We start from the raw sequence: 12,442 nt of genomic DNA on the forward strand, positions 1-12,442 counted from the left end.
CGAGCGACTGTCGATGGCTGTTGATCAGGCTGATTCTCTCTCCCCACTTCGAGGAAGGAGCTCCATGAGCTCTACGAACCAGACCCCTGCCGGCGATCGTGTCGACGGCCGCACCCCCGACCAGCTGCGCGAGGTGCGCATCACCCGCGGCTGGCTGGACCAGGCCGAGGGCAGCGCCCTGATCGAGTTCGGCCGCACCCGCGTGCTGTGCACCGCCTCCTTCAGCGCCGGTGTGCCGCGCTGGAAGCAGGGCTCCGGATCCGGCTGGGTCACCGCCGAGTACGCGATGCTGCCCCGCGCGACCAACACCAGGTCCCCCCGCGAATCCGTCAAGGGCAAGATCGGCGGCCGCACCCACGAGATCTCCCGCCTGATCGGGCGCTCGCTGCGCGCGATCATCGACCTCGACGCCCTGGGGGAGAACACCATCCAGCTGGACTGCGATGTGCTCCAGGCCGACGGCGGCACCCGCACTGCCGCGATCACCGGTGCGTATGTCGCGCTCGCCGATGCGATCACGTGGGGCAAGCAGCACACCGCATTGCCGGCGGCGAAGCAGGTTCTCACCGACTCGGTGAGCGCGATCAGCGTCGGCATCGTCGAGGGACGACCGCTGCTGGACCTCGAGTACCGCGAGGATGTCACCGCGCAGACCGACATGAACGTCGTGGTCACCGGCTCCGGTTCCTTCGTGGAGGTGCAGGGCACCGCCGAGGGCGCACCCTTCGACCGCACCGAGCTGGGAGCACTGCTGGATCTCGCCACGGACGGCTGCGCGCAGCTTGCACAGATCCAGCGCGACGTCCTCGCCGAGCAGCGATGAGCGGACCGCACGCTGCGATCCCTGACGGGTCGCGGGTCATCCTCGCCTCGCACAACGCGAAGAAGCTGGCCGAGCTGCAGCGGATCCTCGCCGCAGCGGTACCCGGTCTCGCTCCCGAGCAGATCATCTCCTCGGCCGGCATCGATCTTCCCGATGTGGTCGAGGACGCGGTGACCTTCGAGGGCAACGCTCTGCTGAAGGCCCGCTCCGCAGCGGCGGCCACCGGGCTGCTCGCGGTCGCCGACGACTCCGGACTCGCAGTTGACGTGCTCGGCGGAGCCCCCGGCATCTTCTCCGCCCGCTGGAGCGGCCGGCACGGAGACGACGAGGCGAACAACGACCTGCTCCTCGCGCAGCTCGGTGATGTCCCCGAGCAGCATCGGGGGGCACGGTTCGTCTGCGCGGCCGCGCTGGTGGCGCCGGACGGCACCGAGAGCGTCGAGCTCGGCGAGATGCGCGGGACTCTGCTGGGGCAGCGTCATGGCGAGGGCGGCTTCGGCTACGACCCGCTGTTCCTGCCCGAGGGTGAGACGCGCTCGTCGGCGCAGCTGAGCCCGGCGGAGAAGGACGCGATCTCCCATCGCGGGAAGGCCTTCCGAGCCCTCGCGAGCCACGTCGCCCAGCTGCTGGGCTGAGCAGCCACGCCGACGAGATGACGACGGCCCCGGCCCGGAGAGGAACCTCCGAGCCGGGGCCGCCGGCGTCTTGCAGCCCGCTCAGGCGGCGCCGACGTGGGCGAGCGCACGCCGGATCAGCAGATCCCGGCCCCCGTTCATCTCCTCCAGCGGCGAGGACTCCGAGAGCAGCTCGTCGACCCCGAACCAGGCCAGCTCGAGCGCGTCCTCCTGAGGAGCGGTCTCCCCATCGATCGGCACGACGTAGGCCAGCGAGATCGCATGCTGACGCGGATCATGGAAGGGCGATACCCCGGGGGTGGGGAAGTACTCGGCGACCGTGAAGGGCACGGGGGAGACCGGGATCCGCGGCATCGCCATCGGACCGAGGTCCTTCTCGATGTGTCGGGCGATCGCTTCACGGATCGTCTCGTGCACGAGCACCCGCCCGGAGACGATCGCGCGCACGATCTGCCCGGCGCCGGAGGCACGCAGCAGCAGGCCGATCTCCTCGACGGAGCCGTCCACATCGGTGCGCACCGGGATGATGTCGACGTAGGGGATCGGCAGGCGGCGACGCAGCTCGCTCACCTGCTCGGGCTCGAACCAGGACCCCTCGGAATCGACGGCGGTGCGGCTGTTCATGCGGGGTCTCCTTCTGCGGTGGTGCTCCGGGATGCGGCAGCGGCGATCTGCGCCGGCGCCAGCTGGGACTTCTCGACGAAGAAGCGGGGATTCTGCTCCCGGGAGACCACCTTGACGGCGTGATCGACCTCCGCGCCGGCGATCATCCTCACCCGCCAGGTCGTGTCCTCGAGCTCGACCAGGGAGAGCGTCGCGTTGGGGATCGAGGGCAGCGGCTGCTCGATGATCCCCGAGAGCAGGAAGCGGATCAGCGTGCCATGGGCGACGATCAGCACCTGCTGGCCCGGGTAGCGCTCCTCGAGGGCCTCCAGGGCGTCGTATCCGCGGTCGGCGACCGCCTGGTGGTCCTCACGCCCGGGAAAGGAGCGATCCGGATAGGTCGCTTCCATCTCCTCGACGGGATGGCCCTCGGCGGCGCCCCAGTCGATCTCCACCAGGCGGGCGTCGGTGCCGCCGAAGGGGATGTGATGGTCCTCGCCGATGATCCGCCCGGTCTGCTCGGCGCGCTGCAGCGGTGAGGTGATCACCACGTCCCAGTCCACCGCCGGGAGCTCGTCGAAGGCGGCGTGCGCCTGCGCGATCCCGGTCGCATTCAGGGGGATGTCGGAGGATCCCTGGAACCGGTTCTCCAGGTTGTAGTCCGTCTGCCCATGGCGGACGAGTCCGAACAGGGTCATGAAGCTGTCTCCTCATCACGGGGCTGATACGTGCGCGAGAAGGGACTCGAACCCTCACGCCCTGGGGCACTGGAACCTAAATCCAGCGCGTCTGCCAATTCCGCCACTCGCGCGCGGACCCAGCCTAACGGTCCCTCGGGGATGCTCCGGTAGGCTCGGATGGTCTTCCAGACCTCGACATCCCAGGAGCATCCATGAGCGCCCTCGCAGGCAAGACCGCCGTCGTCACCGGTTCGTCACGAGGAGTCGGCGCTGCCACCGCGAAGCTGCTCGCCGCCGACGGTGCGAACGTCGTCATCAACTACCGCCAGAAGGCACCGCGCGCCCACAAGGTGGTGGCCGAGATCGAAGCCGCCGGCGGGAAGGCGGTCGCCGTCGGCGCGGATCTCACCGAGGCCGAGGGCCTGCGCACCCTGATGCAGACCGCTGTGGACACCTTCGGCGGCTTGGACCTGCTGGTCCTGAACGCCTCCGGCGGGATGGAGAAGGACCTCGGCGAGGACTACGCGATGCGGCTGAACCGTGACGCCCAGTCCGCCGCGCTCACCGCCGGGCTCGAGCACCTTCCCGAGGGAGGCCGGGTGGTCTTCGTGACCAGCCACCAGGCGCACTTCATCGACGAGGTCGAGACCATGCCCGAATACGAGCAGGTCGCGAAGTCCAAGCGGGCGGGTGAGACCGCACTGACCGAGCGGTTGCCGGAGATGCGCGAGAAGGGCGTCTCCTTCGTGGTCGTCTCCGCCGACATGATCGAGGGCACCGTCACCGCGACCCTGCTGGACCGTGCGCGTCCTGGAGCTCTCGAGGCGCGCCGCGAGGCGGCCGGGAAGCTCTATTCCGTCGAGGAGTTCGCCGCGGAGATCGCGAAGATGGCGAGCGCGGACGTCGAGACCGGGCACATCGAGCTGGTCGGCGGCGCCGACGACTTCCTGGCCCGCACCAGGGGCTGACGGCGCCTGCGACGTCTCGACCACGATACGATCTGCACAGCAGACCCTGACGACCCCGGAGGCAGTGGTGGCCAAGAAGAAGAACCTGGACGAGATGCGCGATGAGGCATATCGCCGGCAGGACAATCTCGCATCCGACATCGACGAGCTGATCAATCGCGTGAACCCGAAGAACGCGGCCACGCGCTGGAAGAACGAGATCACCGGTGCGGTGAAGGGTTTTTCCGCGGCCGGTGACGGGAAGTCCCCTGCAACGCTCCCGGTAGCGATCGCAGGCGGCGTCATCGGCGTGGTCCTCATCGGTGCAGGCATCGCTGCGGCGATCGTGCTCTCCGGTGGCGACGACAGGTCAGCGAAGGCCGCGCAGAAGGCGGGCGAGAAGGCCCGGAAGGATCACGAGATCGAGAAGGCGAAGGCCGCGAAGCAGAAGGCCAAGGAGAAGGCCCGCGCCGCGAAGGACTGACCCTCGCGCGGGCGCTCAGCCCCGTGCACTGATCGGCGCCGGTCGCGAAGGCGACCGGCGCCGACTGCGTCGTCTGCCGCGTCGGTGGGACGGAGCTCCGCGCCGCCCGGCGACCGCTCGGCGGTGCGCACGCCGCAGCGAGAGCGGCGGAGTTGGCGGGCGACCGCCGGCTCAGACCTCGCCGTCGAGGTAGTACCAGCTGCCACCCTCCCGCACGAAGCGTGAGACCTCGTGCTGCTCCTGACGCCCCTGCGGCCCTTTCGAGATCGCCACGAACTCCACGGTGCCGACGTCGTCGAACGGCCCGCCCTCGTGCGTGGCGAGCACGTCCAGCCGCAGCCAGCGCAGCTCCTGGTCGAGAGACTGCGCGAGCTCCTCCCGCGAGGGTCGGGTGCGCGCATGCCAGGAGCGCAGCAGATGCTCGAGATCGCGCAGCGCGAAGGCGGTGTAGCGCGAGCGCATCAGCGCGGCCGCGGTGCCGGCACGACGGTCCTGCCTCAGCACCGGTCCGCAGCAGTCACCGAAGGTGTCGCCGCTCCCGCATGGGCATCGGGAGCTGTCGGGCGGGGGAGTGGAGGGCGTGCTCATCCCTCGAGTATCCCGCTCTTCGCCGAGCAGGGATGACAGGATCGGTCCATGCCTGAGAACCCTTCGTCCCCCGGCGCCGAGGAGCGTCTCGCCCCGACGTCGCTGCCCGCCGGCTACCGGCTGCTCGAGGAGCCGCCCACGAACGCGGAGTACGTGCAGCTGCGCCGCGACTCCGGCCTGAGCCTCCGCACCCCGGCGCAGGCCGCCGGTGCCCTCAGCGCCAGCTGGGCCTGGGTCTCGGTCCGCACCGCGGACGGCGCCCTCGCCGCGATGGGGCGCGTGGTCGGGGACGGCACCTGGTACTTCCACCTCGCGGACATCGCCACCGCCCCCGCCCATCAGCGCCGCGGGCTGGGACGTGTCGTGATGGAGCAGCTGATCGCGCGGATCGATCAGGCCGCTCCGCCGCACCCCTACATCACCCTCCTCGCCGATCCGCCCGGGCAGAGTCTGTATCGCTCCCTGGGCTTCGTCGACTCGGCGCCGAGTCTGGGGATGCGGCTGCCGCGGTGACGTGGCGGTCCTGCCTTGCGGTCCACTCCAGAGCCCGGGGTGCGAACCACCGGGCACGCCACCTAGGCTCGTCACCATGAAGAGCTTCCACATCGATGAGAACGATCCCCGCAGGTCCTGGGAGAAGATGGTCGCGGGAGACTGGTACATCGCCGACGACCCGGAGATCCAGCGGGCCTTCCGCCACGCACTGGTCGAGACCGAGCGCTTCGCCGATGAATACGTCGCAGATCCCGAGACCGCCCAGGAGATCCTGCGCGGGCTGCTGGGCAGCATCGGGGAGGGAGCACATGTGCGGGCCCCGCTGCGGGTGGACTACGGCACCCAGCTGCACATCGGTGCGGGAACGTTCGTGAACTTCCAGCTCACCGCCCTCGATGTGGTCGAGATCAGGATCGGGAAGAACTGTCAGCTGGGCCCGAACATCCAGCTGCTCACCCCGATCCATCCGCTCGAGCTCGAGCCGCGCCGTCAGGGCTGGGAGGCCGCAGAGCCGATCACCATCGGCGATGACGTCTGGATCGGTGGGGGAGTGACCGTGCTGCCCGGCGTGAGCATCGGCGACGGAGCCGTGATCGGCGCGGGCAGCGTGGTCACGAAGGACGTGCCCCCGCGCAGCCTGGCGGTCGGGAACCCGGCGCGGGTGATCCGCGAGCTCTGAACGGCGCCCCGGAATGTCAGAGCGCCGGACGCAGAGTCAGCGGCGCAGAGCAGCTCTGTGGCGATGAGCGCCGGCAGGGTCAGCGGCGGGACCAGCCCGGGGTGGAGGGGCCGACGGTGGGCCGCCACCCGGTCTCTGACATGAACCGCACCGAGGAGACCCGCAGCGAGCGGCGCTGCACGTCGAGCCGCGTACCGACGATCGCCTGGGTGATCTCCGGGTAGAACTTCGCGGGGTTCTCGGTCCCGGCTTCGGTCGAGAGGTCCTTCGCCCAGCGCTTCTTGGTGATCGGCTCGCCGCCGACGTTGTAGAAGCCGCTGTTCGCGCGCAGAGCCGCGACGAAGGCGCGGCCAGCATCGGAATGGTGCAGGAGGGTGACGTAGTGATCCGGCTTGCCGAGCAGGATCGGATTGCCGTCGCGTGTCGCCTTCAGCGCATGGGTGGTGTGCTGGTCTCGGCCGAACAGCTGCCCCAGGCGCAGGATCACGGCACTGCGACCCGAGGTCGCGAAATCGACCGCTGCCCGCATCTCCTTCACACGGGGGCGGAACGCCTGGTTCCGGACGCTGAGCGCGAGGTCCTCGCTGATCCACTCCGCACCGTTGTCCGGGTACAGGAAGATCGTCGACTCCTGGATCAGGCGCCGTGCTCCGGCCTGCGCTGCGGCCTTCGCGATCGCGACGGAGGCCTCGAGGTGAAGGCGGTCATCCTCGCGCCAGGCTAGGGGTCGCAGCCCTGACATGCCGACCGGGACATGTGCGAGCGTGTTGATCACGACGTCATGGCCACGGAAGGCGCGGGTCAGATCTCCGGCATCGAAGACATCGGCGACGATGGCGCTGCCGCCACGGCCCTCGACGATCGGGACTCCGGAATCGCGGCGGGTGATGCCGGTGACCTCATGACCGGCGGCGACCAGCGCCTCCACGGCCTCCTGGCCGAGCACACCTGTGGCACCGGTGATCGCGATCCGCACTCTGACCTCCTCTGGCGAGCGACCTGCTGGGGCCCTCGCGCGCCGAGCTTCCTGTGGAGATCGAGTCTAGGGGATTGTGGCAGGTCCCCGTGCCGCCGGGAGTCCTGGTGGATACCGGGGCTCGCTGATGGCGAGCAGGGGCCTGTCGCTGTTCGCTCGCTCACACAGTGGCCTCTCGAGTTGGACGCTCGGCGACATGGGGGTAAAGTTCTTTTCTGTTCGCGCCATTAGCTCAGTTGGTTAGAGCGGCTGACTCTTAATCAGTAGGTCCGGGGTTCGAGTCCCTGATGGCGCACCAACAGTCGAAGCCCCACCGGTCATCCGGTGGGGCTTCTTCGTGTCCCGGAACAGCCCGAGGCCCGGAACCGTCCGTATCCCGGAACAGTCCGGGGACGATGTGCACGCCCTCGACATTCCCGCTTCGGACCGCACCGGAGCGGGAATCCGGGGACTACGGGCATGGCGGTCCCAGCGATGGCGCGCCGACCAGAACTGCGCTCTGAGCTGCTTCCGCGACGGGGCCTATCCGTTCTGCCGGTTAGAGCAGCTCTTCTCATCGCTGCGAGTCCGTGTCAGGCCGGGACGCAGGACCGGCGCGCTCGCCGGACTGCCCTCAGCGGAAGCGCTGCACCGCGACTGGGTTCGCCTCGACCAGCTCCCGGATCGGCTCGTGCTCGGTCTGGGCGAGCACCTCGGAGAGCGTGCCGCGGGCCAGCAGCTTCCCGTCTCCGAGGAACACGATCTGCGGGCACAGCCGCTGCAGGAGCTCGACGTCGTGGGAGGCGATCAGGGTGCCGATGCCGAGGCGCTGGATGGTGGCGGCGAGGGTGGTGGCGATCCGGGCCCTGGTGTTCGGATCCACTGCGGTGAGCGGCTCGTCGAGCACGAGGAGCTCGGGGCGGGTGGCGAGGGCTGTCGCAAGCGCGACCCGCTGGATCTCCCCGCCGGAGAGGGTGCGCATGGTGCGGGGCAGGAAGTGCTCGGCGAGGCCGACGGACTCGAGCATCTCCGCAGCAGAGACGGCGTGGGTGCGGCCACCCTTGCGTGCCACCTTCGCGGCCAGCTCGAGTCGGGAGCGGACGGTCTCGCGGGGATCCGAGATGGTCATCGCGTACTGAGAGACGAAACGGACCGCGGCCCGGAACGTCTTGCGGTCCTTCCCGCGCAGCTTCGAGACTCGGCGCCCGTTCCAGGTGACCTCGCCGGCGTCGGGGATGTGCTCTCCGCTCAGCGAGGCGAGCAAGGTGGTCTTCCCGGCGCCCGACGGGCCCAGCAGGCCCAGCGGCGGGTCTCCGGCGCTGAGGGTGAGGTCGATGCCCTGGAGCACCTGCTCACCGGGATATCCGGCATGCAGAGAGGTGGCGGTGAGCATGGTCGAAGCTGGCATCAGGGTCTTCCTCGCGGGGGATGGATCAGAGGCACTCTAGCCAGGGGGCCTGGGCACTCCCTCCGATGGCTCGCGCGGGGAGAGCACGACGTCAGTCGATGTCAGTCCGTGGTGTCCGTCCGCAGGAACGAGCGTGCCAACCGTGCCATCTCCTCAACAGGGGCGTCGTCATGGGTTCCGGTCTGCATGGTGCGCACCGTCCTCTCGCGTACTGCGAGGTTCAGCACGAGACCGAGCATCGCACGGCTCGCGAAGCTGGGATCGACCCCTTGGCGGAGCATTCCCAGCTTCTCGAACTCCGTGAAGCAGCCCTCGAAGACGTGCTCGTGGACACGGCGAAGTCTCGCGAGCCGGAACCGTCCGGGGTGGTCCCCGCTGACGGACTCCGCGCCGAGGGTGGCCAGCAGCTGCGTCGGCAGCGCGGTGGGGCTCCAGTGCACCGCCAGCGCTCTCTGCATCGTCTCGGGGTCTGCGCGCATCGCGTCGGCCTGGTCGAGGATCCTCTGTGCATGGGCCTCGAGAAGGTCGATGACACTGTCCAGCAGGATCTCCTTGGAGGGGAAGTGGTGCATCAGTCCCGGGTGGGAGATCCCGATATGACGGCTGATATCGCGCAGACTCGCGCCGCGGTACCCGTATTCGGCGAACATCTCTGCGGCACCTTCGAGGATCTCCTCCCGTCGCGTGCGGGCGCCGGACGCGCGAGCTCGGTCGGGAGCCGGCTCCGTTACCGGCACCGAAGGCATGGGGGAGGGGCCCTTGCGCTCGCGCACGAGGGCAAGGGGTGGAACCCGGTTCGCGCGCTGGAGGATCAGGTCGTCGGCGGTGCCAGACAGACGCGGAGCCACGACGGTGCGCTGGCATGTCGGCAGTGGATCGGGGAGGCGATAGTCCACCGTGCCGGCGCCGTCGACGGGCTCATGAGCGATCGTGTGCTGCAGTGGAATGAGCCCGTCGAGATCGATGTGCTCCGCTGCTGTGAGATCGAGCGTGAGGCGGGGAGCCGGTTCGAGCCCGCGCGCCTGGCGGACTATCGGCAGCAGGGCGACGTAGGTGTCGGCGGTGAGGCACCCGGCGACGGCGAGCTGGATCTCCCGCAGGTCGAGATCGACATGCACGGTCACCGAGAGTGTGTGGGGCATGAGCGGAGGCCATTTCGTGCAGCATGAACAGAAGGCCCCCTGCTAGACCTCCCCGGGAGAATACCCGCGCGCCGACCAGCGCACAATCAGCTCTCGAACGCCGTGCGCGTCGGCATCGAGCTCACCGACGCCACCAGCTCCGTCGCGAGCTCTCGCAACTTGACATTGCGGTGATTGGACGCCGTTTTGAGGATCGAGACCGCTTCCTCCTGGCTGCACCGGTTCTGTCCCATGATGATGCCTACCGCCAGGTCGATCACGGTCCGGGATTCCATCGCCGCCCGCAGGTCGCTCTCCGACTCGCGCTGGCCCGCCATCCGCACCGCGAGGCGCAGCGCATCGGCAGCGAGATTCTTCTCGAATTCGATGGTGGCGATCATCTCGGGGTCGAAGTCGTGCGGGATGTCGGAGTAGATGTTCAGTCCTGCTCTGGCGTCGTCATCCAGGTCGAAGGGCATCCCGAGCACGGAGCGTACGCCCTGGGCCACAGCAGCTGCCTGGTATTGGGGCCAGCGTCCATCGGTACGCAGGTCTCCGGCCCGGATCACCGTGTTCTCACGTATCGCGGTCATGCACGGTCCATGGGTGAAGGAGTTCTGGAGCGCGTCGAGTTCCCGGGCCGCGGGCCCGGAGCTGACGGCGGTGACGGCCTTGCGGTCACGGAGCAGCGTGATCGCGCACCAGCGATGCCCGTCGGCGACGGTCAGCCGGCCGGTGAGGAGCTCCGTGAAGTCCTGGAGGAACGAGGCGATGTCCTCGCTCTCCAGCAGCAGCGCCTGCATCGTGCTCAGGTGCTGGTGCGTTCCGTTGTCGACGTCATCGAGTATGTCGGGCCCCCCTCTGTTCACGAGACTATTTCACGAACGCGATGCTCTCGGGGCGGTGTGGACGTCGTCGAACGGACAGCGCCCCAGTGTCACCGGTGCAGGGTGCCACCGGGGCGCCGCGGGTCTGGGGCCATGATCCGCTCAGCTCTGGTTCAGGCGGCGCGCCAGCAGGCCCTTCGCCAGCTCGGCACCTTTGGCGCTCTCGTGCTGAGCCTTGCTGAACAGCTCGGCGAGTTCCTGGTCGCCTGCGCTCTCGGCATCGGACCGATAGGTCTCCATGCGCAGCGCATTGGACAGGCACTGCTCGGTGAACCAGATCAGGTCATAGTTCTTGTCCTTGGTGCCGGTGACCTCTCCGCCTTCTGCGACGTTCATCATGATCGCCCTCTTCTTCGTATCTTCTTCGTGTCTTCTTCGTGGGGTGCTGTCGTTCCCTTTGTGGTGTGGACCACGGAGTCATCACACGCGCTGCATGGGAAGGGGTCGACAAGGGACTGCAACCTTTGCAGGTCCCGGCCCTCGACCGATCGGACGGAACCTGGCAGCGGAGACTGCCTACAGTGAGCCAGCACGAGAATCATGGCGTTGCGGCGCCTCGTGGAAAGCACGGTGAAGAGGATGCGCATGGGGGTCATGGAACGGGTGTGGCGCCTGATCCTGCTGGGAGCCCTCCTGCTGGCGGCCGCGGGCTGCCAGGGGAGCTTCCCCGCCGACACACAGGGCACCCTGGACCGGGTGACAGGGGGCGAGCTCCGCGTCGGGATCGCCGAGAACCCGCCCTGGACAGAGGTCGCTCCCGACGGTGCGGTCAGCGGCAGCGAGGTCGATCTGCTGAGCGACTACGCCGAGACGATCGATGCCGAGATCCGTTGGGTCCCCGGGGGAGAGAACGTGCTGGCTGCCGAGATGAAGGAGGGGAACCTCGATCTGGTGGTCGGCGGCCTCGCCTCGGATGTCCCCTGGACGTCGGAGATCGCGCTGACGCGGCCCTACACCACCACACAGGGTCCGGATGGGAAGCCCGTCGACATCGTGATGGGAGTGCGGCCGGGAGAGAACGCGCTGCTGGTGGACCTCGAGCGATACCTCGCCGAACGGGGTGGTGAGCTGTGAACGGCACCAAGTCGGAGGGTGGCGAGGAGGACACCGGATCGGGGCACGACGCCTTCGGTGATGCACAGCGCGAGGCACTGCAGCGAGCGATCCGGCTGGAATGGATCACGCTTGGTTGGATGACGGGCACCGTCGTGCTGGTCGCACTGGTCGCCGGGCAGTCGCAGGCGATGCAGGCGGCCTGGGCCGAGGACATGCTCTCCCTCCTTCCCCCGATCGCCTTCCTCGTCGCGACCCGGCGGATCCGCAAGACGCCGAATCGCAGCCACCCCTACGGCTATCACCGGTCCATCGGTGTCGCCCACCTGGTCGCCGCGATCGCGCTGCTGACCATGGGCGGCTATCTGGTGTTCGACTCCGTGATGGGTCTGGTCAAGGTCGAACGCCCCCCGATCGGGCTCACGGTGCTGTTCGGGCAGGGGATCTGGGCCGGCTGGCTGATGGTCGCGGTCATGGTGGTCACGAGCATCGGTCCGGTGATCCTGGGGCTGAAGAAGCTCAAACTCTCCGAGCAGCTGCACGACAAGGTCCTGTTCGCGGACGCCGACATGAGCAAGGCCGACTGGACCACCGCGATCGCGACCATAGCCGGCGTGCTCGGTGTGGGGCTCGGGCTGTGGTGGGCGGACGCCACCGCGGCGCTGCTCGTGTCCGTCTCGATCCTCCGCGACGGCCTGAAGAATCTGCGCGGCTCCATCGGTGGTCTCACCGATGCCGAGGCCCGCACCTATGACGATTCCGAGCCCCACCCGCTGACCCGCAAGATCGAGGTGCGGGCGGGGCAGGAGCCGTGGGTGGGCGAGGCCGCAGCTCGCGTCCGCGACCAGGGACACGTCTTCCACGCAGAGGTGTTCGTCGTTCCCCGGCCGGGAATCGAGCCGTCGGTTCGACAGGTCGCAGATCTGCGAGACCGGATCCACGAGCTCGACTGGAAGGTCCATGACGTGGTCGTGGCCCCAGTGCCTGAGCTGCCCCCGAGGCAGACCTTTCGGTCGACATTGAGGACATGAGCGGCGACCGCCCATAGCGTGGAGAGACGATCGCGATCACCACCGGAAGGCAG

The 12,442-nt window shown here is 68.6% G+C and carries 16 protein-coding genes and 2 tRNA genes; 9 read left to right on the forward strand and 9 right to left on the reverse strand.

Annotation, left to right across the window (positions count from 1 at the left end; translation table 11 throughout):
- The first annotated feature begins 64 nt into the window (after window positions 1-64).
- Complete coding sequence (rph, locus tag ACT3UF_RS16620) at window positions 65-823, forward strand: ribonuclease PH (RefSeq protein ID WP_444608438.1); 759 nt, start codon at window positions 65-67, stop codon at window positions 821-823.
- Window positions 820-1,458 (forward strand): RdgB/HAM1 family non-canonical purine NTP pyrophosphatase, encoded by a 639-nt coding sequence (gene rdgB / locus ACT3UF_RS16625; protein WP_441443226.1) that lies wholly within the window; start codon window positions 820-822, stop codon window positions 1,456-1,458. The genes rph and rdgB overlap by 4 nt, the downstream gene beginning before the upstream one ends.
- Before the next feature lie 81 nt (window positions 1,459-1,539).
- Here rdgB and ACT3UF_RS16630 read toward each other — a convergent pair whose 3' ends face one another.
- The 3 genes from ACT3UF_RS16630 to ACT3UF_RS16640 form a co-directional block, all read right to left on the reverse strand.
- The gene (locus tag ACT3UF_RS16630; protein ID WP_444599510.1) at window positions 1,540-2,082 is read right to left on the reverse strand and encodes an NUDIX hydrolase family protein; all 543 of its coding nucleotides are present in this window, start codon (window positions 2,080-2,082) and stop codon (window positions 1,540-1,542) included.
- Window positions 2,079-2,759 (reverse strand): histidine phosphatase family protein, encoded by a 681-nt coding sequence (locus ACT3UF_RS16635; protein WP_444599511.1) that lies wholly within the window; start codon window positions 2,757-2,759, stop codon window positions 2,079-2,081. The genes ACT3UF_RS16630 and ACT3UF_RS16635 overlap by 4 nt, the downstream gene beginning before the upstream one ends.
- Before the next feature lie 31 nt (window positions 2,760-2,790).
- Window positions 2,791-2,872, reverse strand: a tRNA-Leu gene (locus tag ACT3UF_RS16640).
- 81 nt (window positions 2,873-2,953) lie between these two features.
- Here ACT3UF_RS16640 and ACT3UF_RS16645 point away from each other — a divergent pair.
- Both ACT3UF_RS16645 and ACT3UF_RS16650 read left to right on the forward strand, forming a co-directional pair.
- Window positions 2,954-3,709, forward strand: a complete 756-nt coding sequence (locus ACT3UF_RS16645) for an SDR family oxidoreductase (RefSeq protein ID WP_299304777.1) — start codon at window positions 2,954-2,956, stop codon at window positions 3,707-3,709.
- Between the two features lie 67 nt (window positions 3,710-3,776).
- The gene (locus ACT3UF_RS16650; protein ID WP_299304780.1) at window positions 3,777-4,172 is read left to right on the forward strand and encodes a hypothetical protein; all 396 of its coding nucleotides are present in this window, start codon (window positions 3,777-3,779) and stop codon (window positions 4,170-4,172) included.
- 171 nt (window positions 4,173-4,343) lie between these two features.
- On the opposite strand, the gene ACT3UF_RS16655 is transcribed toward ACT3UF_RS16650, so the two are convergent.
- Window positions 4,344-4,760 carry a YchJ family protein gene (locus tag ACT3UF_RS16655; protein WP_299304784.1) on the reverse strand — a complete coding sequence of 139 codons (417 nt, stop codon included), beginning with the start codon at window positions 4,758-4,760 and terminating at the stop codon, window positions 4,344-4,346.
- A 48-nt stretch (window positions 4,761-4,808) separates the two neighbouring features.
- Here ACT3UF_RS16655 and ACT3UF_RS16660 point away from each other — a divergent pair, with 48 nt between their 5' ends.
- Window positions 4,809-5,273 (forward strand): GNAT family N-acetyltransferase, encoded by a 465-nt coding sequence (locus ACT3UF_RS16660; protein ID WP_444608439.1) that lies wholly within the window; start codon window positions 4,809-4,811, stop codon window positions 5,271-5,273.
- 76 nt (window positions 5,274-5,349) lie between these two features.
- On the forward strand, window positions 5,350-5,934 hold the full coding sequence (locus tag ACT3UF_RS16665) for a sugar O-acetyltransferase (RefSeq protein WP_299304789.1): 585 nt from the start codon (window positions 5,350-5,352) through the stop codon (window positions 5,932-5,934).
- A 79-nt stretch (window positions 5,935-6,013) separates the two neighbouring features.
- Here the strand turns inward: ACT3UF_RS16665 and ACT3UF_RS16670 are convergent, their stop codons facing one another.
- Entirely contained in the window at window positions 6,014-6,910 is an 897-nt protein-coding gene (locus ACT3UF_RS16670; protein ID WP_444607168.1) for an NAD-dependent epimerase/dehydratase family protein, read from the reverse strand.
- 221 nt (window positions 6,911-7,131) lie between these two features.
- Here ACT3UF_RS16670 and ACT3UF_RS16675 point away from each other — a divergent pair.
- Window positions 7,132-7,208: transfer RNA gene (locus ACT3UF_RS16675), tRNA-Lys, on the forward strand.
- Between the two features lie 315 nt (window positions 7,209-7,523).
- Here ACT3UF_RS16675 and ACT3UF_RS16680 read toward each other — a convergent pair.
- The 4 genes from ACT3UF_RS16680 to ACT3UF_RS16695 all read right to left on the reverse strand — a co-directional run bounded on the left by ACT3UF_RS16680 (window position 7,524) and on the right by ACT3UF_RS16695 (window position 10,644).
- On the reverse strand, window positions 7,524-8,297 hold the full coding sequence (locus ACT3UF_RS16680) for an ABC transporter ATP-binding protein (protein ID WP_444599402.1): 774 nt from the start codon (window positions 8,295-8,297) through the stop codon (window positions 7,524-7,526).
- Window positions 8,298-8,398: 101 nt separating this feature from the next.
- Window positions 8,399-9,439: a TetR/AcrR family transcriptional regulator gene (locus ACT3UF_RS16685; RefSeq protein ID WP_444599403.1), complete on the reverse strand. Its 1,041-nt coding sequence runs from the start codon at window positions 9,437-9,439 to the stop codon at window positions 8,399-8,401.
- Window positions 9,440-9,525: 86 nt separating this feature from the next.
- Entirely contained in the window at window positions 9,526-10,287 is a 762-nt protein-coding gene (locus ACT3UF_RS16690) for an ANTAR domain-containing protein (protein ID WP_444608440.1), read from the reverse strand.
- 120 nt (window positions 10,288-10,407) lie between these two features.
- Window positions 10,408-10,644, reverse strand: coding sequence for a hypothetical protein (locus tag ACT3UF_RS16695; RefSeq protein WP_444599405.1), 237 nt, complete (start codon window positions 10,642-10,644; stop codon window positions 10,408-10,410).
- A 240-nt stretch (window positions 10,645-10,884) separates the two neighbouring features.
- Between ACT3UF_RS16695 and ACT3UF_RS16700 the strand changes: the two genes are divergently transcribed.
- Both ACT3UF_RS16700 and ACT3UF_RS16705 read left to right on the forward strand, forming a co-directional pair.
- Window positions 10,885-11,379, forward strand: coding sequence for a transporter substrate-binding domain-containing protein (locus tag ACT3UF_RS16700; protein WP_444608441.1), 495 nt, complete (start codon window positions 10,885-10,887; stop codon window positions 11,377-11,379).
- The gene (locus ACT3UF_RS16705; protein WP_441443212.1) at window positions 11,376-12,389 is read left to right on the forward strand and encodes a cation diffusion facilitator family transporter; all 1,014 of its coding nucleotides are present in this window, start codon (window positions 11,376-11,378) and stop codon (window positions 12,387-12,389) included. The genes ACT3UF_RS16700 and ACT3UF_RS16705 overlap by 4 nt, the downstream gene beginning before the upstream one ends.
- Window positions 12,390-12,442 lie beyond the last annotated feature (53 nt).

Source organism: Brachybacterium sp. AOP24-D1-21 (genome assembly GCF_052378665.1).
GTDB lineage: Bacteria > Actinomycetota > Actinomycetes > Actinomycetales > Dermabacteraceae > Brachybacterium.

Excerpts from the sequence above, each read along its gene's own strand:
- ACT3UF_RS16665 (WP_299304789.1), top strand. The coding sequence starts at position 5,350 with ATGAAGAGCTTCCACATCGATGAGAACGATCCCCGCAGGTCCTGGGAG.
- rdgB (WP_441443226.1), top strand. The coding sequence starts at position 820 with ATGAGCGGACCGCACGCTGCGATCCCTGACGGGTCGCGGGTCATCCTC.
- ACT3UF_RS16635 (WP_444599511.1), bottom strand. The coding sequence starts at position 2,759 with ATGACCCTGTTCGGACTCGTCCGCCATGGGCAGACGGACTACAACCTG.
- ACT3UF_RS16685 (WP_444599403.1), bottom strand. The coding sequence starts at position 9,439 with ATGCCCCACACACTCTCGGTGACCGTGCATGTCGATCTCGACCTGCGG.
- ACT3UF_RS16680 (WP_444599402.1), bottom strand. The coding sequence starts at position 8,297 with ATGCCAGCTTCGACCATGCTCACCGCCACCTCTCTGCATGCCGGATAT.
- ACT3UF_RS16645 (WP_299304777.1), top strand. The coding sequence starts at position 2,954 with ATGAGCGCCCTCGCAGGCAAGACCGCCGTCGTCACCGGTTCGTCACGA.
- ACT3UF_RS16630 (WP_444599510.1), bottom strand. The coding sequence starts at position 2,082 with ATGAACAGCCGCACCGCCGTCGATTCCGAGGGGTCCTGGTTCGAGCCC.
- rph (WP_444608438.1), top strand. The coding sequence starts at position 65 with ATGAGCTCTACGAACCAGACCCCTGCCGGCGATCGTGTCGACGGCCGC.
- ACT3UF_RS16700 (WP_444608441.1), top strand. The coding sequence starts at position 10,885 with ATGCGCATGGGGGTCATGGAACGGGTGTGGCGCCTGATCCTGCTGGGA.
- ACT3UF_RS16660 (WP_444608439.1), top strand. The coding sequence starts at position 4,809 with ATGCCTGAGAACCCTTCGTCCCCCGGCGCCGAGGAGCGTCTCGCCCCG.
- ACT3UF_RS16695 (WP_444599405.1), bottom strand. The coding sequence starts at position 10,644 with ATGATGAACGTCGCAGAAGGCGGAGAGGTCACCGGCACCAAGGACAAG.
- ACT3UF_RS16655 (WP_299304784.1), bottom strand. The coding sequence starts at position 4,760 with ATGAGCACGCCCTCCACTCCCCCGCCCGACAGCTCCCGATGCCCATGC.